The sequence below is a fragment of the Chryseolinea soli genome (assembly GCF_003589925.1).
In the GTDB taxonomy this organism is placed as follows: Bacteria; Bacteroidota; Bacteroidia; order Cytophagales; family Cyclobacteriaceae; genus Chryseolinea; species Chryseolinea soli.
The window spans coordinates 5867373-5892499 of record NZ_CP032382.1; the positions used below are offsets into that span (position 1 = coordinate 5867373).

At 46.9% G+C, this 25127-nt stretch carries 10 protein-coding genes and 2 pseudogenes; all 12 read left to right on the forward strand.

Annotated features, from left to right (window positions below):
• The first annotated feature begins 38 nt into the window (after positions 1-38).
• The 12 genes and pseudogenes from D4L85_RS24680 to D4L85_RS24730 all read left to right on the forward strand — a co-directional run bounded on the left by D4L85_RS24680 (position 39) and on the right by D4L85_RS24730 (position 25029).
• The gene (locus D4L85_RS24680; protein WP_119756819.1) at positions 39-590 is read left to right on the forward strand and encodes an RNA polymerase sigma factor; all 552 of its coding nucleotides are present in this window, start codon (positions 39-41) and stop codon (positions 588-590) included.
• Positions 591-645: 55 nt separating this feature from the next.
• Positions 646-1638: pseudogene (locus D4L85_RS34835) on the forward strand (glycoside hydrolase family 43 protein); the annotation flags it as partial.
• Between the two features lie 84 nt (positions 1639-1722).
• A pseudogene (locus tag D4L85_RS34840) lies at positions 1723-2658 on the forward strand (endo-1,4-beta-xylanase); the annotation flags it as partial.
• A 121-nt stretch (positions 2659-2779) separates the two neighbouring features.
• Complete coding sequence (locus D4L85_RS24690) at positions 2780-4705, forward strand: alpha/beta hydrolase-fold protein (protein WP_119756820.1); 1926 nt, start codon at positions 2780-2782, stop codon at positions 4703-4705.
• A gap of 35 nt (positions 4706-4740) precedes the next feature.
• A complete protein-coding gene (locus tag D4L85_RS24695; protein ID WP_119758931.1) occupies positions 4741-7206 on the forward strand; it encodes a glycoside hydrolase family 95 protein in 2466 nt (821 codons plus the stop codon).
• A 395-nt stretch (positions 7207-7601) separates the two neighbouring features.
• Positions 7602-11765 carry a hybrid sensor histidine kinase/response regulator transcription factor gene (locus tag D4L85_RS24700; RefSeq protein WP_160143980.1) on the forward strand — a complete coding sequence of 1388 codons (4164 nt, stop codon included), beginning with the start codon at positions 7602-7604 and terminating at the stop codon, positions 11763-11765.
• 546 nt (positions 11766-12311) lie between these two features.
• Entirely contained in the window at positions 12312-15524 is a 3213-nt protein-coding gene (locus D4L85_RS24705; protein ID WP_119756822.1) for a SusC/RagA family TonB-linked outer membrane protein, read from the forward strand.
• Positions 15525-15535: 11 nt separating this feature from the next.
• Complete coding sequence (locus D4L85_RS24710) at positions 15536-17110, forward strand: RagB/SusD family nutrient uptake outer membrane protein (RefSeq protein ID WP_119758932.1); 1575 nt, start codon at positions 15536-15538, stop codon at positions 17108-17110.
• A gap of 82 nt (positions 17111-17192) precedes the next feature.
• A complete protein-coding gene (locus D4L85_RS24715) occupies positions 17193-20519 on the forward strand; it encodes a VCBS repeat-containing protein (RefSeq protein WP_119756823.1) in 3327 nt (1108 codons plus the stop codon).
• A gap of 151 nt (positions 20520-20670) precedes the next feature.
• Complete coding sequence (locus D4L85_RS24720; RefSeq protein WP_228450960.1) at positions 20671-21591, forward strand: alpha/beta hydrolase; 921 nt, start codon at positions 20671-20673, stop codon at positions 21589-21591.
• Positions 21592-21830: 239 nt separating this feature from the next.
• On the forward strand, positions 21831-22439 hold the full coding sequence (locus tag D4L85_RS24725) for an NUDIX hydrolase (protein WP_236849088.1): 609 nt from the start codon (positions 21831-21833) through the stop codon (positions 22437-22439).
• A gap of 40 nt (positions 22440-22479) precedes the next feature.
• Positions 22480-25029, forward strand: coding sequence for a cellulase N-terminal Ig-like domain-containing protein (locus D4L85_RS24730; RefSeq protein ID WP_119758933.1), 2550 nt, complete (start codon positions 22480-22482; stop codon positions 25027-25029).
• The last annotated feature ends 98 nt before the right edge of the window (positions 25030-25127 follow it).

The window sequence follows — 25127 nt, forward strand, 5'->3', positions numbered from 1 at the left end:
GGGATCATTTGGATTAATGAAATAAACTCCTTTCAGTCATGGCAACTTCGTTAGAATTTTATTCTGGTCGGGTGCTGCCCATAGTGGATAGCTTGCTCGAAGTTCGAAAAAAACTATTTGGCCGACGCGAGACGGTCTCGGCGCAGCAGATTTATGACCGGTTTGTGCAAGAGCTTTTTAGTTATGGTATGCAATTCTCCAAAGATCGTGATGCGGTGAAGGAGGCCCTGGTGGAGCTATTTGTCCAAATCAAGCGTCGTGGCCAATTTTATGCCGACCGTTCAATTCAGGTATCTCTTTTCACGGAGTTTCGAAAAATGCTTCGTCAAGCGATTTCTACCTCGGATCTGCACGTCTCCGGTGACGAGCATTTGAGGCAAACTTTTGAGCCAGGCGTTCAGCAAACTATTGGAAAGCTTACACCCCTTCACCAGGAGGTGCTCTTCCTGATACTGAGTTGTGGCTTTAACAACCGCGAGGTTGCGGGCATAATGGGCGTCGGGATTAAAACAGTTTCACAATGGGCGGATGAAGCGATGGAATATGTGAGTCAGCAAAAGATGGGTTCAAATGTTCTCAAACAAAAATGATGATCACTCACGCTATAACCAATATCTTGATATGAAGACACTCGTGAGCCTCGCGATGCTCTTGATCGTTCCAATGTTGACCGCGAATGCGCAGAAATTTGCAACCGACCCGTTGGTGAGTCACCTATTCACAGCCGATCCATCGGCACATGTTTTTAACGGGAGAATATACATTTATCCCTCACACGACATCGAAAGCAATACGGCAGAGGATGACGAAGGTGGCCATTTCGATATGAAAGACTATCACGTATTGTCAATGGACTTCATGGGTGGAAAGGTGACCGACCATGGCGTTGCGCTCGACATTAAAAATATTCCGTGGGTGGGCCGTCAACTTTGGGCGCCCGACGCTGCCTATGCCAACAATACCTATTACCTGTACTTTCCGGCAAAGGATAAGGACGGAGTATTTCACATCGGTGTGGCGACCAGCAAGAATCCCGAAGGCCCTTTTGTTGCTGAAAAAAAACCGATTGCCGGAAGCTATAGTATTGATCCCTGTGTATTCAAAGACGACGATGGTTCCTTTTACATGTATTTCGGCGGCATCTGGGGAGGGCAATTACAACGGTGGGATGATAATAAATACAACGCCAAGGGGGCGTTAAGAAAGGCAGATGAAGAAGCCGTGTTGCCGCGCATAGCAAAACTGTCGAAGGACATGAAGAGTTTTTACGGTGAAGTTGGAGAAATTGCCATCGTGGATGGAACCCAGAAACTGTTCACGGAAAAGCAGAATGATAAGCGATTTTTTGAAGCAGCCTGGATGCACAAATACAAAGGCAAGTATTATTTCTCGTATTCCACCGGCGACACCCACAACATTTGTTATGCGATGGGTGACTCACCGTACGGTCCCTTTGTCTATAAAGGCATACTGTTAAAGCCAGTCGCGGGCTGGACGAACCATCATTCCATAATTGAATTCAAGGGAAAATGGTATCTGTTCTATCATGATGTGCAGTTGTCGGGCAAGACACATTTGCGCAACATCAAGGTCACCGAACTGACTTATAACGATGATGGGACCATCCAGACTTTGTCATCCTTTGCCGCGGATGACAAAGGATTGAAGGATTATTATAAAGATTACTTTCCGATGGGCGTAGCGGTTTCACCGCGAGCGTTGCTTAATGACGATGCGCCATTGATCAGGCGTGAGTTCAATAGTCTCACGCCCGAGAACGCCATGAAAATGGGACCGATACATCCCAAAGAGCAGGAGTATTTCTGGGCCGATGCCGATTCTATCGTCGCTTTTGCACAGCGCAACAGGATGAAGGTGCGTGGCCACACGCTATGCTGGCACAATCAAACGCCCAGTTGGATGTTTGTGGATGCAAGGGGCGACACCGTAACCAAAGAGGTATTGTTACAGCGTTTGAAGGATCATATTACGACCGTGGTCTCGCGCTATAAGGGGAAGGTTTATGCCTGGGATGTTGTCAATGAGGCCGTCTCCGATACGCCCGGTGAACTCTATCGCAAGTCGGCGTGGTATAAGATCTGTGGCGAGGAGTTTATCGCAAAAGCATTTCAATACGCCCATCAAGCCGACCCGGATGCTCAACTGTTTTACAACGACTACAACGAGATCGATCCGGTCAAGCGCGAAAAAATATTCAAGTTGGTGACAGGATTAAAACAAGCGGGTGTGCCGATTCACGGCGTGGGTTTGCAGGGCCACTGGGCCATCAGCGAACCCTCTGCCGAACAACTTGACGCGACCTTATCCCGCTTTGCCGGGGCGGGACTAAAAATTCAGATCACCGAACTGGACATTTCAGTCTATCCGAAGGAACACAATGCCCGCCCGAAGACGGCGCAAGATAGCAACACGGAATTCACACCGAATAAAGAACAGAAACAAGCGGAAACCTATCGCATGTGCTTCGAATTGTTCAGAAAGTATAAGCAGTTTTTATCGGGTGTAACCTTTTGGAATATAAGTGATCGAGGCTCCTGGCTGGATAATTTTCCGGTTCGGGGCAGAAAGGATTATCCATTGTTGTTTGATCAGAATCTTAAAAGGAAGAACGCCTACAGCAAAGTGGTAAGTTTTTGACCTCCTGTAATTGAAATCTGTGAACTCAAGAAGGAACAAGCTTTTCCTTGCAGGCAGTTTGCAAAAAAAGTTTTAAGAACCAATACCCAAAATGACCGACCAAACATTGTCAATACGCACTATGAAAAGTCTGATGCTGATCCTCTTGATCTTTACGACCCTTCACTCTGTTACACATGCTCAGCCATCAAACCTGCAAGCACCTGCTGGCTTTGATGTATTTCAAGCCAATGCTCCTCATGGAAAGATCGATACCGTGAGGTATCCCTCGAAGACCGTGGGGGTTACGCGAAAGACCCTCATCTATACACCGCCGGGCTATTCCAAGAAGAAAAAGTATCCCGTGTTATACCTTTTACACGGGATCGGAGGAGATGAGAAAGAGTGGCTGAATGGCGGTGCACCACAAATCATCCTGGATAACCTGTACGCGCAGAACAAACTGGAGCCGATGATCGTTGTGCTGCCCAATGGAAGAGCCATGAAGGACGACCGGGCAACCGGAAATGTCTTTGACAGTTTAAAAGTAAAAGCATTCGCTACGTTCGAAAAGGATCTGTTGAACGATCTGATCCCGTTTATTGAAAAGAATTATCCCGTCTACAAAGACAGGGTGCAGCGGGCCGTTGCCGGGTTGTCGATGGGAGGTGGGCAGTCGCTCAATTTTGGCCTGGGCAATCTTGATACCTTCGCCTGGGTGGGAGGCTTCTCCTCGGCGCCGAATACAAAAGCGCCGGACGCCCTTGTTCCTGACCCTGCTGTTGCCAAATCGAAACTGAAACTGCTCTGGATCTCATGCGGACTGGACGACAACCTCATGCTGTTCAGTCAGCGTACCCATGATTACTTACAGCAAAGCCATGTGCCCCACATCTTCTACGTAGAGCCAGGAGGTCACGATTTTAAGGTCTGGAAGAATGACTTGTACATGTTTTCGCAGCTGCTATTCAAGCCCGTTAATCCTGATCGCTTTCCGCGTTACACCGTGCTGGGCGCCGCGGTATCTACGAATGTGCGGTCGGCCCGGTACCCGCGTATAGTCGGTGGAAGCCGAGCACTATTCCGGGTAAAGGCTCCGGAGGCTCAGAACGTACAAATTGATCTCGCCAAGAAGTATGATATGGTGAAGGATGCGAGCGGAATGTGGGAGGTTACCACCGACTCCATATCACCGGGGTTTCATTACTACTCATTGATCATCGACGGTGTTGCTGTTGCAGATCCGGCCAGCGAAACCTTTTATGGAATGGGTCGCATGGCAAGCGGATTTGAAATGCCATTTGAAGGTGATGATTTCTATGCCGAGAAAAATGTTCCGCATGGGGATGTTCGAATGAAGCGGTATTACTCGACAGTTACCGGCACCTGGCGCAAAATGTATGTGTACACACCGCCAGGATACGATGTGAACGCAAGTGGGAAATATCCCGTGTTGTATATTCTCCACGGCGGCGGCGAGGACGAACGCGGTTGGGCAACGCAGGGAAAAACAGACCTGATCCTGGACAATCTCATCGCTGAAAATAAAGCGAAGCCTATGATCGTCGTAATGGTAGATGGTAACATGGGTACCGGGGGCATTGCCAATTTTGGTGAGCAGTCGTTGCGCATGTTTGAAAACGAATTGAAGCAGGCCGTGATCCCGTTTGTGGAAAATAATTTTCGCGTGACAAAAGATCCCAATGGCCGTGCCCTCGCAGGCTTGTCGATGGGGGGATTACAAACGCTCCACACCGGTGTGAGGAACACAGACATGTTTTCATACCTGGGCGTCTTCAGTTCCGGGTGGTGGGCCAACCAACCCAATCTTTCTCAACCGCAATACGACTTTATGAAAAACAACGCAGCTTCCATTAATCGCAACGTGAAGAGCTTTTGGATCGCGATGGGAGGGAAGGAGGATATCGCACACGATAACTGCAAGATCATGATGCAAAAATTTGATGAGATGGGAATCAAATATGCCTACAGCGAATATCCGGGTGGGCATACCTGGCCGGTGTGGCGAAACAATCTGTATAACTTCGCTCAGGTGTTGTTCAAATAAGTGACGTCAATATGAGAATAGAAAGTAAAGCCATTATGAGATTATTCTTCGTCATCCTTCTTCAAGCCATCATTATCCCGGCCGCTTCTCAGCAGACCGGGTTGAGATTATGGTATAACAAACCCGCTGGTGATACATGGGAGAATGCACTGCCCATTGGCAACGGTCGGTTGGGTGCCATGGTATATGGGAATGTGAATGAAGAGATCATTCAACTGAACGAGCATACGGTTTGGAGCGGTAGTCCCAACCGAAATGATAACCCCGACGCTTTGGCTTCATTGCCGGAAATCAGGCAACTCATTCTCGATGGCAAACAAAAGGAGGCTGAAAAGCTTGCAGACAAATCCATCATCAGCAAAAAATCACACGGTCAAATGTTTGAACCCGTGGCGAATCTGCATTTGCGATTTGATGGTCATACCGATTATGCGGACTACTACCGGGAGCTCGACATCGAAAACGCCAAGAGCATTACGCGTTACCGGGTCGGAAATGTTGTCTATACCCGCGAGACGTTCGCTTCGCTGGTTGATCGGGTCATCGTCATACGCCTGACCGCAAACCAAAGCAAAAGCGTTTCGTTCGTGGCTTCATTATCGACACAGCAGCCTAAGGCTACGATGACGACATCGCCCAAGGGAGAGTTGACCATTCAGGGTACCACGATTGATCATGAAGGCGTTGAAGGCAAAGTAAAATTTTTGGGACTGGTGCGGTTCAAGCCGGAGGGTGGAACATTGACGACTATGGATACCTCCGTGGTCGTGAAGGCGGCTGACGCTGTGACTGTGTACATCTCGATTGCCACGAACTTCAATAATTATCACGACATCACGGCCAATGAAAAAGAGAGAGCGGTGAACGCCATGGACCAGGCATTTCCGAAGCCCTATGAAGCGATGAAGAACGCACACGTGAAAGCATACCAGAAATATTTTGACCGTGTAAAACTCGACCTTGGTACAACCGCGTCAGCCAAACTCCCGACAGACGAGCGATTGAAACGCTTCAACGCGGAACCCGATCCTGATTTAGTGACGCTTTACTTTCAATATGGACGCTACCTGTTGATTTCTTCTTCACAACCGGGTGGTCAGCCCGCCAACCTGCAGGGCATATGGAATAGTCGAATGAGGCCACCGTGGGATAGCAAGTACACGATCAACATCAATGCCGAAATGAATTACTGGCCGGCGGAAAAAACCAATCTTGCTGAACTGCATGAGCCCTTCTTAAAGATGGTCAGCGAACTGGCGGAGTCGGGCCAGCAAACGGCACGCGTGATGTATGGCTCCCGGGGATGGATGGCGCATCACAACACCGACATCTGGCGTACGACAGGAGCGGTTGACGGTGCTTTCTGGGGCGCATGGACGGCCGGCGGTGGATGGACCAGCCAGCATTTATGGGAGCATTATCTCTACCACGGAGATGTAAAATTTCTCGGATCAGCATACCCGGTATTGAAAGGCGCTGCGCTTTTTTATGTGGATTTCCTGGTGGAGCATCCGCGCTACCATTGGCTGGTGGTCAATCCGGGCATGTCACCGGAGAATGCACCGAAAGCACATGAAGGATCTTCGCTCGACGCTGGAACCACCATGGACAACCAGATCGTATTCGATGTTTTTAGTACGGCAATACGTGCTGCCGAAATTTTAGATCGCGATAGATCATTTGCCGATACGCTGCGGCGAATGCGTGAACGTTTGCCACCCATGCATATCGGTCAGCACGGCCAATTGCAGGAATGGCTGGATGATATCGACGACCCCGATGACAAACACCGTCACATCTCTCACTTGTACGGATTGTTCCCATCGAATCAGATCTCGCCCTACCGCACCCCACAATTGTCCTCGGCGGCAAGGAATACATTAATTCAACGGGGAGATATTTCTACTGGGTGGAGCATGGGTTGGAAAGTGAACTGGTGGGCTCGCATGTTGGACGGAAACCATGCTTATAAGCTTATTCAGAATCAGCTTACGCCGGTGGGTACTAACGAAGGCGGAGGAGGCACCTACAATAATTTGTTCGACGCGCACCCTCCCTTTCAGATTGATGGCAATTTTGGCTGCACGTCTGGAATTGCAGAGATGTTGGTACAAAGTGCCACTGGCGAAATTCATCTGCTCCCGGCTTTGCCGGAGGTGTGGAGAAAGGGTAAGGTCAATGGGCTGCTCGCACGCGGCGGTTTTGAAATAGTTGAACTCCAGTGGCAAGATGGCAAGCTGGTGAAAGCCATTATTAAGTCGAACCTCGGGGGAAATCTCCGGATCCGGGTGCCTAATGATATGAAGCTGACCAAAGGGAGGATCGTGAAACAACCCACTGGCGAAAATCAAAATCCGTTCTTCCGTGTTGAGCAAACCCCGTCGCCGCTAATCTCTGCATCGGCGACGGTACAATTACCTCAACTTTCTGAAACAAAATTGTATGATATAGATACCCGAGCCGGCGGTGTGTATATGCTGACGCCGGAAAAGATCAAATGATGTAAAATGAACCAAGCCGCCGGCGGGCAGAGAAACACGATTCGATAAAGAGCAATGATTTTGTGGCATCACGTACCGATGCATTCTTCGCCGCCGGGAGCTCTTGAAAGAACTGTGGATACGTGTTTAAACGCTTAAAACGGCACGTTGAATTGATCAACCGCTAAAAAAAATCTTGTTATTGGGCTAGGTGCTTGTAAATGTAAAGAATACATTTATTTTTACACAATCGTTTGCAATCCATGTAGAACGGCAAAGCAACACCGCCTACATGGCCGTTCTTACGGTCCTGCTTATAGTCAAATTGACTATAAGTTTCGCTGGTTTTAAAGTTGAATGAAGTTGGCTTCGTGCATTTAAATGGTTCATTGATGCAACCAAAAAAGAGCTTTCTCATGGTAAAAAAGAGCAGCAAAAAATTTCAGAAATGCATCTCTTTCTTGAAGGTGGTAAGCGTCACCATGTTTTTATATCCATTGGTGATGGCCCTTCTTGCATGCGCGCTTTCAGCGTCTGGTCAGGAGTTATCGCCTTCCTTCATCCCCGTTGCCCCCGAGGCATTGTCCAATGCTTCTATCCGGTGTGTTTACAAAGACAGCAAGGGCTACATGTGGTTTGGAACGGACGATGCGTTGATCCGGTACGATGGCAGCAATGCTTATCGATATGTTCACGACCCGGATGACCGGACCTCCGTTGCGAATAGTACGATTAACACTATTTTGGAAGGTGACGACAAACGCCTATGGGTAGGCACGGCGCAGGGATTGTGCATCTACAATCGTGAATTGGATAATTTCATAACCGTTGATTCCATTAAAGCGAATCACAATTATCTGAATAACCGATACATTACTGATCTCGAATTCGATTCGCAGGGCCGGCTTTGGATCGGCACGCATGAGGGCGGTATCAATATATATGATCCTGCAAAAATGGAGTTCTCCTACATTACCGATCCTCCCCAAGACGGCGTGATACCGTCAACTAATTTTATAACGGTACTGGTAAAGCGGGGAGATACGATGTGGTGCGGTAGCAGGGGGGGACTCTTGTTATATGATGTGAGAACGAATAGGCGTCTTCCTTTGGGAGCGCTTCAGCGGTTTTCGAATGCTCACATCGGTACGATCGTTCCGGAAAAGTCCGGCGACATATTGATAGCAACCACAACGGGCCAGATCACCCGTTTGATCTCGAAGGGCAGGCATTACGCCTTCGAGGAACTATTGTCACGCGACGCACTGGGCAATAGTTCAAATGCCATCCTTGCGTTAAGTATCGATCACAACGGAAATATCCTGGTAGGGGGTGAGAGTTCGGGGTTTAATCGGATTGACCTGAAAACCAATAACGTTCATCGTTTGCTTGGCGAAGAAGGTAATCCAAAACGCTTACCCACGAATTCGATTCACTCCATTTATGCTGACGATCTCGGGCTGATCTGGATCGGGACCTTCAGTGATGGTGTATTCGTGCTGGACAATACCCGGAAGAAGTTCGAGACAAAGGAAAAATCATTGGGAAGAAACGCTTTCGAAAATAATGAAGTAAGGAGTTTTGCTGAAGACAGCCAGGGAAACCTGTGGATGGCCTTCTATGGTCATGGTCTTGGCAAAATTGATTTTAATAGTAACCAGGTTGAATCTGCCGTTCAGATCAATCGCCAATTGAACAACAAGGATGTGACCTCCGTAATTTCTTGCAGAGATGACCAATTGTGGCTCGGCACTGCCGGTAAGGGAGTTATCCGGATAAATCCGCAGAGCAATCAATTGGTTTACTATTCTCTTCGATCAAAAGGATTCGGTAATGATCAGGTTTTTTGCCTGTACGAAGACAAGATGGGAACGGTTTGGGCAGGAACGTGGGGAAGTGGGCTTTTCTTCTACGATAAAAAAACTGACAAGTTTGTCAGTGCAACAGAATACGATCAGCCTACGCATATTCCGAACACGGCCTATATTTCAGATATTGTTGAAGACTCGGAAGGAACATTCTGGATCGGAACGTTATACGGGTTATATGAGCTAAAGAGGAAGTCAGGAAATTCATTTACATGCCGGCAGCACATTTTTGAAAACAGGATGGGGAGCATTAAAGGGTCGCAGATTCAGGCCATCGTGGAAGATAAGAACAGCCACGATTTATGGATTGGAACAACAGAAGGTTTAAAGCTTAAGAAAAAGAACAGTACACAATTCTTGTCTTATGAGATGGCGAGGGGAACCACCGACAATGCTATCCGGTCTATTCTGATCGACAAGCATGGCAATGTCTGGTCAGGTGGCAACACGGGGCTTTCTAAATTTGATACAAGGACAAACACTTTTATAAATTACACGCGCGACGATGGATTGAAGTCAAATAATTTTCTGCCCAAGGCTGCGCTGCAGACATCAACCGGAAAATTTTTGTTTGGAAGCAGCAATGGCTTCGACAGTTTCTTCCCCGACAGCATCCGCACAACATCCGCCTCCGGAACAGTCGTTTTAGCTGATCTGAAAATCAATAATCAATCAATCAAACCTGGCGCTGATTCGCCGCTGAAAAAACACATCAGCCTAACTTCGAAACTGGACCTGTCTTACGATCAGAGGTCGTTCGTGATTGACTTTGTTGCCCTTGGGTACAGCCCGTCAGCAAACTATACTTACTACTATAAGCTTGAAGGATTTGACAAGGACTGGAATTGTACGAGACTTAGCCGTAGTGCTACTTACACCAACCTCGATCCGGACACCTATGTGTTTGTCGTCAAGGCCGCAAATCGAGACGGTGTCTGGGTGGATAAGCCATTGGAACTAGCGATAACCATTCGTCCGGTTTTTTGGAAAACGTGGTGGGCGTTTTGTATCTACATTTCGATTGGTATGGTGTTTATTTATGCGCTGATCAAGATCAGGGTGGAGAGATTGAAGATGAGAAACGAGATCACCATCGAGAAACTGAAACGCGAGCAGGAACATGAATTGAGCGAGTCGAAGACGCAATTTTTTACGAACATCGCGCATGAGTTCAGAACGCCCTTAAGTTTGGTTTTAATTCCGCTCGAAAGTTTAATGGGATCTAACGAAGTTCCGTCTGTGTTTCGGGAAAGGATTTTTGCGGCCTATAAGAACGCCGACAGAATGAAAAGACTGGTCAACGAATTTTTGGATTTTAACAAGCTTGAGGTCGGAAATCTTAAATTGAAAGTTCAACACAGTGAGGTAGTTCAGTTCATTGCAGAATCCTGTTCCGCTTTCAATGAAATGGCGACGAAGCGGAGAATACACTTTTCCGTAAGCTGCGAGGAGCCCGTCATTATGGGATGGTTTGACCGTGATAAATTGGAGAGCGTAATCTTCAACATTCTTTCAAATGCTTTCAAATTTACCGCCGATGGAGGGGAGATCAAGTTGCAAATAAAGACCAGCCATTCGGTTATTTCCGATGGTACGCTTTGTCGATGTGTAGAGTTAATGATAGAAGACAATGGGATTGGAATACTACCGGAGGAACTTCCCCGCATTTTTGAAAAATTCTATCAAGCGAAGTCCTCCGCAAAAATTTCGACTCCAGGAACGGGAATTGGGCTGTCATTGACCAAGGCGCTCGTCGAACTTCACCGCGGGACCATCACGGTAGAAAGTACGCCTGATCAGGCAACCGTCTTTACCATTTTACTGCCCATCTGCTCGAATGCTTACGAATTGGATGGGAACGTGGTAGCCATTCCGGACGTCATCTATATTAAAGATCACGAAGAAGTTGCGATCCCACCAACGGCTGAGGAACATCAGGATTTTGGCAACGGTATGGACAAGCCGGAAATATTGATTGTGGAGGATAATTTCGAGTTAAGAGCATACCTCGTTGCCGAGCTGCAAAGGGAATTTTCAGTGCTTGAGGCAAGAGACGGAGAGGAGGGCTTGGAAGTCGCGTTAAGTGAAAATCCGGATCTTATCATCAGCGATATCATGATGCCGAAAAAAGATGGCATAGAGTTTTGCAATGCCATTAAGTCCGACTTGAACACGAGCCATATTCCTTTTGTCCTCCTTACCGCAAAAGCAACCATAGAAGACCAGATCAACGGGATAAAGAACGGAGCTGATTTGTACTTGTCAAAGCCATTCAACATGCGGTGCCTGATCGAACACGTCCGCCAGATGATCAACTCCCGGCGAAAGTTGTATGCGCGATTCAGTCACGACGTTTATTTGACCCCCGGAAAAGCGACGACGAATTCTTTAGACCAGGCATTTCTGCAAAAGGCTATTGACTATGTCGCGGGCAACTTGCAGGATTCGCAACTCAGCGTCGATTCCATGGCGGCTGTTTTCAACTTGAGCAGGATGCAGGTTTACAGGAAAATCAAAGCGCTGACCGGAAAGTCTATCGTTGAATTCATCAAAATGGTACGAATGAAACAGGCCATCAAACTGATGGATGGACATAAACTCACCTTATCAGAAATTGCCTTTGAAGTGGGATTCAATTCAGCGTCTTATTTCACGCGTTGTTTTAAGGAGGAATACGGCAAAACTCCGTCAGAATATCTCGACCACGCTTAGATCAAGCAATTTCTGTATCTACTTTATTGTTTGCGCACACACATTATTGTCAGGCGCTTATCGCTTGTTGATTGCGGTCAAGTGATGTATCCAGTCACTCGTAACGCGTCACGATTCTCTTCTTAGCACAACCCAATTCATATTTTTTAAGGCAGGTCCACGCATTCGCTTTCTTGGATAAATGCGCCTATGCTGAGATCAGATTCCTTAATCTGTCAATTCCTCGCAATTATCGCTCAAAAACCGGCTCCGTTTCAAAGTTTCAAGCGAATGTTCATTTTTTGATACGTATGAGTGGGGCTCAAATCGGACTTTAGCAAACGTGTGCGGTGAATCTTGAAAACCTGATCCATGCGTTCAAGCTTGCAACATTCCCAGTCACGCATATAACGTGAAAAAATTTAAAACCCTAAACCTTAAAAAGCCAGAAGGAAGATCCATGTAGCACTGAACCGGGATCGTACTTCCCGGTTCAAACTCATGCAGTAACAGTTATTGGATGAGCGTTTCAACGAAACCTATTCTTAATCAACCCAAAAGAAAGTTATGAGTGAAATCTACTCGAATTTTTCAAGCCTCAGGCGACTGCTAAGGCTAAAGTTTAAGCTCTTGCCGCTTTTATCCGCGGTAGTTATACTGTGTCATGTTAACGTAAACACAGTTGAAGCAAAGTCCTCCTTGGTATTTCAGGAATTGAGTGTATCAGGACAGGTACTTGACGACACAAACGCTCCCATTCCTGGAGTAAATGTCGTGGTAAAGGGCACAACGAACGGAGCGACCACCGACGCCGACGGTAAGTACCGCATTACCCTGGCCAGTGGCAATGCCACACTGATCTTCAGCTTTATTGGATATGTTACGCAGGAGATCGCCGTAGGGGACCGGACCGCAATAAACGTTTCCCTGGTACCAGACGTGTCTACGCTGACGGAAATTGTTGTGGTGGGTTATGGTACGCAGACGAAGTCTTCGGTGACGGGGGCGATTTCTTCCGTCAATTCGAAAGAAATCTCAGCATTGCCTGTTCCCAGCGTTTCTGCGGCATTGCAAGGACGGGTTCCAGGCGTTATGGTTACCAATAACGGAGGTCCTGGTACCAGCGCAATCGTCCGGATACGCGGAATTGGTTCGATCACGCAAAATGCGGATCCTCTCTACGTTGTGGATGGTTTTCCCGCGCCAAACTTCAACCTGAATAGTGTGGATACAAAGGATATTGAGTCGGTTGAAATCTTAAAGGATGCGGCTGCAACGGCAGTCTATGGATCACGTGCGGCGAATGGTGTCGTTATTATTACCACCAAGAGCGGATCGAAGGATCAGAAAGTCCATGTAGATATTGAAGCCTACACGGGAACGCAAAGCGCCTGGAAGAAATTGGATCTGCTAAATCGCGATCAATACCTTGCTTATGGCACGGCGCTGGCAACGGGCGCAGGAGGCAACCCGCCTTCACGATTCTCCAGTATGGATCAGCCAATTTATGCAGGAACAACCCAAACATTTGCGCAAACGAACACCGATTGGCAAAATGAGATGTTCCGTGCGGCGCCTATTTCGCAAGTTCAGGCTTCTGTTTCAGGGTCAACCGAAAAGACGAAGATGTACTTATCGTTCGGGAGGTTCAAACAAGACGGCATCATGCTGGGAACTTCTTTTGACAGATACAATGGAAGACTTAGCGTGGAGACAAAGATCAGCAACCGATTCACGATTGGCGAGAACTTACAGGTTACGCAAAGCAACAATCAAAATCAGTTGGAGAGTGGTGGAAGAACGATGGTGATGCACATGCTCCGCTCCGTTCCCTATATCACGGTCCACAATCCGAATAATCCGGGTGGTTATAATGGAACTACATCGGCTGACGGTTCCGACCCGGAAAACCCTGTTCGGTTGGCACAGATGGATCTAAGAAAGAATCATAATCTTTACATCCTGAGTAATACATTCCTGCAGTTTAAGATCACCGATGCACTTAAATACAAGTTCACGTTCGGTGTGAATTCCTCGCAAGACCGCGCTTTACAAAATGATCCAATTTTCAGCGACGGCGGGTATCAGGGCAGAACTACGCACAATTTGACAGACAATAGGAACAGCTATTATTCTCTCTATTACTCCAACCAGTTGACGTATGATAAAACATTCGGTGCCCATGGTATAAATGCGGTTGTCGTTGCCGAGAGACAGGATGAGAAGAACAATTACCTGAATACCAGTGGAAAACTAGCGACAAATGACATCAATAATTTGACCGGAGGAACGAACCTGACGGTCGATAATCAAAGCTGGGAAATGTATTTGCTTTCCTTCCTGGGTCGTGTGAATTATGATTTCAAAGGAAAATATCTGCTGAGTGTTTCCATGCGCCGGGATGGTTTTTCAGGATTTGCGCCCGATCATAAATGGGGCAACTTCCCTGGAGCATCTGTGGGTTGGAAGCTGAGCGAAGAAGGTTTCATGCAAGGCATCCCCCAAGTCAGCGATCTTAAATTGAGAGCAAGTTATGGCAAGGTTGGAGCTAAACCTAACTCGGCATACAGTTATGTTTCCCCGATCTACACCAATACGTTTTATCCGTTTAATAATGTTCTCCAACAGGGATCATACTATGACAAACTCCCGAATCCTAATTATGGATGGGAAATCTCGACGATGAAAAACATCGGGCTTGATCTGGGAATGTTCAATAATCAATTCACGTTTACAGCCGAGTATTTCATAAAGGATACGGATCACCTGATTTTGGGCACCTCACCTCCGATTTCGACGGGCATTCTGGTTCCTACAGACTTGAACGCCGCAAAAATGAAAAATTCGGGAGTTGAATTAACACTCGGTTACAACAAGGTGGCGAAGGATTTCACCTTTAATGCTTCCGGAAATGTTTCTATCATTAAAAATGAGATACAAGCACTCTATACTGCGAATCAAGCATTCTTCGCCGGAGGTAGCCAGGATTATGGAGCAGGTAACATTACCCGAACGATCGCAGGATCCAGCATCCAGCATTTTTACCTTTCTGAAACGAATGGCATATTCCAAAATGAGGGAGAGATTGTCAACGGGGAAGGCAAACCCACACAAGACAACCTGGTCCTCCCGATAATGGCCGATGGCACCGTAGATCTTGCCACGTGGAGAGATCCGGCTAACTCGGGCAAATACACCCGGCCTGGAGATATCCGGTTTACAGGCAAAATGAAGGACATGGGAAGCTTTCTGCCGAAGTTTACGTACGGATTAAACCTGTCCGCTACGTTCAAAGGCTTTGATTTGACGATGTTTATTCAAGGTGTTCATGGCAACAAAATCTATAACGGTACCAGAGTAATAACCGAGGGTATGCAAAGGTTGTTCAATTCGGGTACTGAAGTAATGAATGCCTGGACGCCTTCTAATACCAACACAAATATTCCAAGAGCCGTAAGCGGTGATCCAAATTCAAACGCCAGACCAAGCGATCGATTCCTGGAGGACGGTTCATACCTTCGTATCAAGAATCTGAACCTTGGTTACACCTTACCTGCTTCGCTTTTAGGTTTCACGAACGGAGCGATCAAGAGATTCAGGATTTACGTCACCGCTCAGAATTTGGTGACGGTAACGAAGTACAAAGGATACGATCCTGAAGTGGGTAACCGAAACATCAACAATTTTGGTGACAATAACCGCTTCTTAGTCAATGGTATTGATTATGGACAGTTCCCGCAGCCGAGAACGTTCATAGGTGGTGTACAATTAGGATTTTAATCCATATGAATATGAAAAAGGTTTTAATATTAACCATTGTTTTAGTGTCGACGATTGTCATTTCATGCAATGAGAAATTGTTGGACACCAAAAATCCGAATCAGATCACGAACGATGTTTTCTATAAATCATTAGATCAGGTCGGGACTTCTGTGAATGCGATATATGCGGTGTTGCAAGGCAACCAAATGGTAGGAAGAGAATACTTCTTTGTTCATGATCTCAGATCAGATGAAATGAAAGCTGGTGGCGGACAATTGGAAGTTCCAAGAGCGCAGTTGCTGAATGGATCTCACACCTATACAAATTCGGTAATGACGGATGTCTATAAAGGTCTGTTCACCATCGTGCACCGGGCTAATGCTGTGATCACAAATGGCGGGTTGCTAAAAGTGTCGGCAGGCGACCAACCTTTATTAGACAGGTATATTGGCGAGGCCAAGTTTTTGAGAGGCTTTGCTTATTATACGTTGGGTGCTTTGTGGGGTGGCGTTCCGCTTTATGACCATCCTGCAGCGAATTTCGGTGATGCCTTGCCAAGGTCAACGCAAGCTGAAACATTCGATTTTGCCCTCGCAGACGCAAATGCAGCAAGTGCTGTTTTGCCCGCGACTTACGCCACTGCTGACTTGGGACGTGCATCGAAAGGTGCAGCACTAACCTTAGCCGGAAAAATTAATCTTTGCAAAGGCGACTACACAGCAGCAAAAACCGCTCTGGAGGCTGTAAAGAACCTCGGTATTTATAGCCTTGTTACCAATTACTTCGACAATTTCAAGGACGAAACGGAGTATAACAGCGAGTCGGTCTTTGAAGTTGGATTTTTGGATACAGGCTACGGCTGGGATGCATCAGGTAACGGCACGACAAATGACAGTTGGGTTCGTTCCCAGGAATATTCTGCAGTCGGGTGGGCAAACCTGATTCCATCAGACAAACTGATCGCCGAATATGAAGATGATGATCCCAGACTCACGGACTCTTTCTGGTTCCCGGGAGATACGTATGCCGGTGGATCCAGGACGTTGGTAACCAGTGGCGGTGATGGCAAGACCACCATTAACATTGCGGGTGACAATACGACTCTTTACGAGGGAAATCAATTGAAGGTCAGATGGAAAAAGTACTCCATCATGTATAAGGCTGACCCAGGCGGCTTCAATGTAAACGATGGTATTAACTACAGACTCTGGAGATATGCCGATGTGTTGATGTTGCTCGCGGAGTGCGAGAACGAACTCGGCACATCAGCAGGTGCTATCGGCTACCTTAACCAGATTAGAAACCGTGCCAGCGTGAGCATGCCGAATTATGGCACAGCCACTATGGATAATGCCGGATTTCCGGTGACGAACAAAGATGAGATCCTTAAGGCTATTCAGCACGAAAGATTCGTAGAGTTCGCTGGAGAGGAGATCAGAAATATTGATATTCTTCGTTGGAGAGCAAATGGAAAGATCAAGGGACCAGACCCTATTAGCTATTTTCAAGCAAATAAATATGAGCTCCTCCCCATTCCTCAAGACGAATTCAACACTAACCCCAAATTCACATCAGCATCTCAAAACCCTGGATACACGAATTAATTTAAGATAGACCCCATCTAATTTGATAATCCCGGAATGTTTCAATTCCGGGATTACTTTTTTGACAAACATGTCCTCATAAATGAAAATATTCGCACTTACCACGGTTGTCGCCGTTTTATTTCTATTCAATGGATGCGGACAAGATCGTAAACTATTTCAATTGGTCGAACCGGATGATTCAGGTATACACTTTTCAAATGTGTTACGGGAGAATGATACGTTGAATGCCCTGAAGTTCGAATACCTGTATAATGGTGCAGGTTTAGGTGTGGCAGATTTTAACAACGATGGCCGCGCAGATATCTTCTTTGCCGGGAACATCAATAGTTCTGCCCTTTATCTGAATAAGGGCAATTTGACTTTCGAGGATGTATCCGATGCTGCTGGCGTCAAGACAAGCCTTTGGTGTACAGGCGTCTCCATTGTTGATATTAACCAGGACGGGCTACTGGATATTTATGTTTCCACGGTTCATCCAAACAAGGACAAAAAAGTGCCCAATATCTTTTTTGTCAACCAAGGATTGGATGAAAAAGGGATTCCCCAGTTTAAAGATCTGGCTGCGCCGCTTGGACTTGCTGATTCAAGCTATTCAACGCAAGCGGTGTTTTTTGATTACGATCTGGACAGCGATCTGGATATGTTCCTGCTGACGAATTCCCTGGAGTCTTACCATCGTAATTCACCCATTGGCCAGCGCACCGATGGAAGTGGCAAAAGTGTTGATAAACTGTGCCGGCAAGATACGCTTGAAGACGGAACCGTTCACTTTACCGATGTATCGGCGAAGGCAGGTATTCTTGAAGAGGGGTGGGGCCTTGGAGTCATCGTAAACGATTTTAATCAGGACGGTTGGCCCGACATCTATTGTGCAAATGATTTTCTCTCATCCGATCAATTATACGTGAATCAACAAGATGGAACGTTCAGAAACGAAATTTCAACCTGGATGAATCACCAGGAGTTTAACGGAATGGGTACGGATATGGCCGACCTCAACAATGACGCGCTGAATGACTTGGTGGTGGTAGACATGATGCCCGACGATAACCTCAGGCAAAAGACGATGTTCTCCTGGATGGGTTATGAGCGCTTTATGAAGAGTTTGAAGTTGAATTATCGCCCTCAGTATATTCGAAATGTACTCCAGCGCAATAATGGAAATAACACCTTTAGTGATATCGGGTATCAAAGTGGAATTTATGCCACCGATTGGAGTTGGTCACCGCTTATCGCCGATTTTGACAATGATGGCCTTCGCGACATTTTTATCTCCAATGGCTATCTGAAAGATATTACGGACCTCGACTTTGTAACGTATAATCAGGATGTAACCATGTTTGGGACAGATTCTTTAAAGGTGAAAAATGCGGCGAAAGCCCTTAAGGAACTTGGTGGCGTATTTAAACCTGATTTTCTATTCCGGAACAAAGGTGACTTTCAATTTGAAAGTGTGGGAGACTTCTGGGGTCTTTCCGACCCCACGTATTCCAATGGGGCAGCTTACTCGGACTTTGACAATGATGGAGACCTTGATCTGATACTCAATAACCTTAACGGAGTGGCCCGGTTATACCAGAACACGATTGCCGACAATACCCGGGTTGACGCAAAATTCTTGCAACTACAATTGAAGGGGCCCCAGGGAAATCTTCAGGGAATTGGCACCCGGATCTGGGTGTATGGGGATGGACAACTCAGTTACGGTGAACAACAGTTGCAACGGGGTTATCTCTCCAGCGTCGATCCCGTAATGCACTTTGGGTTAGGATCGAAAAAAGTTGACTCCGTTATCGTCGTGTGGCCGAGAGGGCAAATGCAGGTCATGCGAAATGTAAGCGCCAATACACGTATTACGGCCTCCCACGATCAAGCTGGATTGACGTATCAACGTCCGAAGCCTAATTCAACGTGGTTGGAAAAAGAAGAATCTGCGATCGCCACGGTGATGCCTGAAGAGGCTTACGCAGACTACAAATTTGGGCAGGCTACGTTACCCCACAAATTCTCTCAACAAGGTCCACAACTTGCCGTGGGAGATATTAGCGGTGACGGCCTGGATGATTTTATCGTGGGTGGTACCGCTCATCATAGCGCCATGATCTATCAACAGGAGGCCGATGGGAAGTTTCATGTCGATTCGCTTGCCGTGAAAGCGTCAGAAGATGTTGGTATCCTACTATTTGATGCAGACAAGGATGGTGATCTGGATTTGTATTGTGTGAGCGGGAGCAGCGAGTTCGGTAAAGATGCATCCAAGTATCAGGACAGGCTATACAAGAATAATGGAAAAGGCAAGTTCCAGTTGGATAAAGACGCTTTGCCAAAAATAGAAAGTAGTGGAAGTTGTGTGACGGCGGCAGACGTAGATCATGATGGCGACCTTGACTTGTTTGTTGGAGGGCGTGTCGTGCCAGTCTCATATCCCTCCACGCCGAGGAGTTATCTCATGCGAAATAATGGTCAAGGAAAATTTGAGGATGTGACCAGGAGCATAGGGAGCGGGCTGGATTCGGTGGGTATGGTGACCGACGCATTGTTCACTGATTTTGATAATGATGGATGGCAGGATCTGATCGTCGTTGGTGAGTGGATGCCTGTGACCGTATTTGGCAATGACAAGGGGGTCTTTAAAAAAGTTACAGAACTTAAGACGGGGTGGTGGAGCAGCATAGCAGAAGGTGATTTCGATAACGATGGAGATCCCGATTACATCTTAGGTAATCTTGGCAAAAATTCAGTGCTCCGCGCAAGCGAGCAGGAACCCGTATCCATATACGCAAAAGACTTTGATGCAAATGGTTCAATGGACCCATTCATTTCACGCTATATACAAGGAAAGGAATATCCGGTACACTATCGTGAAACGATGACCGAACAGATCCCGGGATTGCGTCGCATGCTCCGGTCTTATTCGAAATACGGAAAGACGGAGATGAGTGAAATACTTAAATACTTGGGCGAACAGGACATGATCGTGAAGCGCGCGACATGTTTTGAGTCCTCGTACTTGGAAAACCAAGGTAAGGGAAAGTTTTCACTGCATGCCCTGCCCCTAAGTATTCAGGTTAGTCCCATGAATAGCATCACCGTCTGCCACCTCAACGACGATCCTTATCTCGATTTTCTTGCAGTCGGAAATTCGTTTGCAGAGGAAACTTTGTCGGGTTATCTCGATGCCGGTATCGGGGTGTATGCTTTGGGCAATGGTGATGGAACGTTTCAAATTATTCCTCCCTATCAAAGTGGCTTTTGTGTGATGACGGATGCCAAGGCGATCGGGGAGATAAAAATTGACAATAAACGCAAATGGATCGTCACATCTAATCAGGCGCCGTTGATGTGGTTTAGATATGCCGAGCGGGATAGTGCAATGCTATTAGCGTTGTCTCGTCAAAAACATTGAATTAGGCTAGGGACTGGAGCGGTTGAGTTTCTCGCAATGGGACTCATCGACCAATACTTGAAGCAAGATGACTCATGATCAATACAACGATAACCACTTATAAAACAAAGCTACGATGCTGAAATCTTTGACCAAACTGACAAAAATCTTCATGCTCGCCACGTTACTCTTTGAGGTGACCTTGGCAACAGCACAAGACGGAACAATCTATCCACTCGCAACGCCTGCGGAACCGAATGCAATCCCTCTCGGCACTGGCGGTGTCGAAGCACAACCTTCTGCTGAAACCTGGTTCAGGCAGTGGGGCGATCCAATGGCACGGAATATTTCAAAGGCGACCCTTACACCATTCTTGCCTAAACCCGGTAAAGCCAATGGCGCAGCAGTAATCGTGGCGCCAGGCGGAGGTTTCCGCTGGTTGTCTATGGGTAACGAAGGATGGGAAGTTGCTCAAGCGCTTGCCGATCAGGGCATCGCTGCCTTTGTACTTAAATATCGTCTCTTTCCCACGCCGGAGTCACTCGATGGTTTCAAGGAGTCCATGAATAGAACTTTCGCCGCAGCAACACCTCCCGCGGATGGTAAGAAGGATACACCTCCTCCTGCAGGTCCACCTCGCATGGATCTGTCCAACCAACTCGCGGATGCAGAAGCTGCTTATACGATGATTGTCAACCGGGCAAAGGAATGGGGCGTCGATACCAGTCGACTGGGAATGATTGGCTTCTCCGCCGGTGCCGGTCTCACGATGCACACCACACTGAACTCAAAAGTCGTGCAACTCGACTTTATTGGCCCAATATATGGCGGCATGGGACCGGTTGAGGTACCGAAGAACGCTCCGCCAATGTTTAACGTGATCGCCTCGGATGATTTTCTATTTCGCGGCCAGTTCGGCGTGATTGAGTCGTGGTTTAAAGCAGGCAGGCCTGTCGAGTTTCATCTTTACCAGAATGGCGGCCACGGCTTCGGTCTGGGCAATCCAAATCGGACCAGTAACAAATGGTTCGACGCCTTCATGCACTGGCTTGATGTTAATGGGTTCCTTGTTGCAAAGACCGCGAAGCAATAAGAGGATTAGTTTTGTTTAAGCATGCCTAAGGGTTGATCAATGAAAGTGGAACTGAATAGAAAAGCGACTTTGTTTGGGCGAAAAGGATCGTGGGTGCATTTAGCTGAATGGCTCACGTCCTTTTTTGTGTTGCTATAGTGAATTGTAAAAGGAAGCGGATGGACCTAAGCAGCTACCATAACCATTACAGAATTCTCGTGGCCGTTGACTGTATCATATTCGGTTTCGACGGAACGCAGTTGAAAGCGCTATTGATCAAAAGAGGTTTTGAACCTGAAAAAGGAAAATGGTCGTTGATGGGAGGTTTTGTCCGTGAAGATGAGGGGACTGATGAAGCAGCGAACAGAGTTCTACACCAACTGACCGGAATGAAAGGCATCTACATGGAACAGCTCTGCGCATTTGGCGATGTAGATCGCGATCCGGCAGGCAGGGTGATCTCTATTGCTTACTTTGCACTGATCAATATTACAGACTACAACAAACAACTTCAGCTTGAACACGAAGCGAAGTGGTTTCCGCTCTCGGAAAGTCCGGAGCTTATTTTCGATCACCAAAAATTGCTATTGAAAGCTCAGGAACGACTACGCGAAAAGGTAGCCTGTGATCCTATTGGTTTTGAACTCCTTCCTCCAAAATTCACGTTGCCGCGATTGCAAAGTCTGTATGAGGCCATCTACGAAATGCCGTTTGATCGGCGCAATTTCATAAAGAAAATGCGGTCGCTTGGAGTGCTGAATAAGCTGAATGAAAAGGAGAGAGGTTCATCCAGGAAAGGCGCATACTATTATGAATTCAATAATCAGCATTATAACCACGTTTATAAGAGCATCAAAAAATTTGTTTGAAGCCAATAGATTAATAAACAACACGCATAAACTTATTCCAATGATAGAAAGAGAGTTTTTTTTCAAGCGCTTAAAATCAATAATTTCGTTAACGGTCCTGCTTTTTTTGTTAAGTCACGCCTACGCACAGGAATTAAAGCTTAATGATCTCGAATATTTTGAAACGCAAGGCGTTAACGTCCTCGTTTACAATAACCTTTTTACAGGGGGATTTAACGACGAGAAGAATGCGGGTATTGAATTAATCCATCACGGCGTGAGGACTGCCCAAGGTGGTGCGGTGAGGCTCTCCAACACGCCTGAACAGTGGGATCTGGTTCCGGAAATACCCACCAGAAAGGTGGACCGGGCGTCGAAAAGTATAGAGAGCACATTGCGTTATAAAGATTACGATTTCGATTCGCGCGTGATGGTTACAGCGAAGGGTAGTGGTTTTGAAATATCGGTCTACCTGGACAAACCCATTCCTAAAGAACTTGAGGGAAGTGCAGGCTTTAATCTCGAATTTCTCCCTTCACAGTATTGGGGCAAAGCTTATCTGGCAGACGGACGTTATAATCGATTCCCACGTTACGTGGTGGGTAACAGTGTGGCAAGACCGAACAACGAAAAGCCAAAACAATTTAAAGGTTACAAAACATACGACGACAGGGGTACCGGTAAATTCATTGATCCACTTCCGCTGGAAAAAGGTCGTACGTTTGTTCTGGCACCCGATGAGCCTTCACGCCTTGTGAAAATCACTTCGCAGGATGCCGACCTGATGCTCTTCGATGGACGCGTGTTGGCCCAAAATGGTTGGTTTGTTGTTCGTAGTATTCTCCCTTCAGGAAAAACAGGAAAAGTGTTGACCTGGACGGTTGAGCCAAACGCCATCAAAGGGTGGGTGAGAGAGCCAAACATAGGTTTCTCCCAAGTCGGTTACATCCCCAAACAACAGAAAGTCGCCGTTATTGAACTTGACAAGAAAGACAAGCCACTGGCCACAGCCTCACTATACAGAATAGGCAACGACGGCGGTGCCAGCGAGGTGTTCAGCGGGAAGATAATTTCATGGGGCGATTACTATAAATATCACTATGTGAAATTTGATTTCACCTCCGTCACTACCCCAGGTATATATTACATCCAATATGGCAATTTCAAAACGAACGACTTCCTGATTGAAAATAACGTGTATGATAAGATCACGGACGCCACGAGCGACATATGGATTCCGATTCACATGAATCACATGTTTGTAAATGAGGCGTACAGGGTGTGGCATGGAGAACCTTTCAAGGAAGGCTATCTCCAGGCCCCGCCAAACACAGATCATTTCGATCTGCATGCTCAGGGACCGACAACGGATACGAAGTATAAAGCCCTCGAACCGATCCCGGGACTAAACGTCGGTGGATTTTTCGATGCAGGAGATTTTGATATTGAAACAGGCGCGAATATTAGTGTAGTACAAAACTTCGTTCAAACGTGGGAGTATTTTAAGCCACTACGGGATCAAACGTTTGTTGATCAGAAGCAACGCTATGTCGACCTTCATCGACCTGATGGAACACCCGATGTATTGCAGTTTATCGAGCACGGAACATTGAACCTTGTAGCGCAGGCAGAGATTGTTGGCCACATGACGCAAACGCTTTCAAACGCTGTGCTCGACAATTATCACCACCTGGGAGACGCAGCTTCATTAACCGATGGACTTCCTTATAACCCGGACCTTGGTCCTTACGAAAGAGCAAAAGACGGAAGGTCGAGCGGAGTCAAAGATGACATGTGGGCATTCACGAGTCGCAACCCTCGACTTGATCTTTACGCCGCTACCATGTTTGCTGCGGCGAGTAGGGCTTTGAAGGGCTATAATGATGATCTTTCTGCCAGAGCATTAGTGCAGTCAAAGAGACTTCTGAAAGAAGCAACCGACCTTCTCGCGGCGAAGCCAGAAGACAATTCGCCTTGGGGAGCGTCGGCTAATGTTGGCACCAATCTTCAACTCTATAGGGCGACCGGCGAAAAACAGTACCTCGATAAATTTCAGGAGCTCTTATGGCCAGCGCTTGATCGCAACGTTAATTCCACACTGCTGACGGCGCTGAATGCCGTCCCACATATGGATGCAGCCTTCAAAGAAAAGCTTCGTCCCTACGTTGTCAAGTATGCGGATTACATAAAAGGATTAGAAAAGGAAAATCCCTATGGCGTACCGATTGTGCTGGGCAACTGGGCTGGCAGTGGCGCAATTTTAAATTTCGGTACCACGATCTGTTTTGCAAGCCAGTATTTTCCAGACGTTGTTGCCCCGGGTGAAGCGTTCAAGGCAACGAACTGGCTATTTGGTTGTCATCCCTATCACAATTATTCACTCGTAGCCACAGTTGGTGCGACGCGTCCTAAAGCAGTCTTCTATGGCAATAACCGGGCTGACTTCTCTTTTATTCCCGGCAACGTAGCACCCGGTATTTTATTCAGAAAACCCGACCACTTTGAGAACTACGACGACTGGCCATTCCTCTGGGGACAAAACGAAGGTACCATCGCTGGCAATACGAATTATTTAATTTTCGGATCAGCGTTTAAGAATCTTGTGAGGTAATACTGGGTTCAAGATCTACTTTCTGCTCCGGCCCATCCTGATGTTTGACCCGCCGATGGCGTAGCCGCTGACTTGCCTGAGGTGGTTTTTGAAATCGT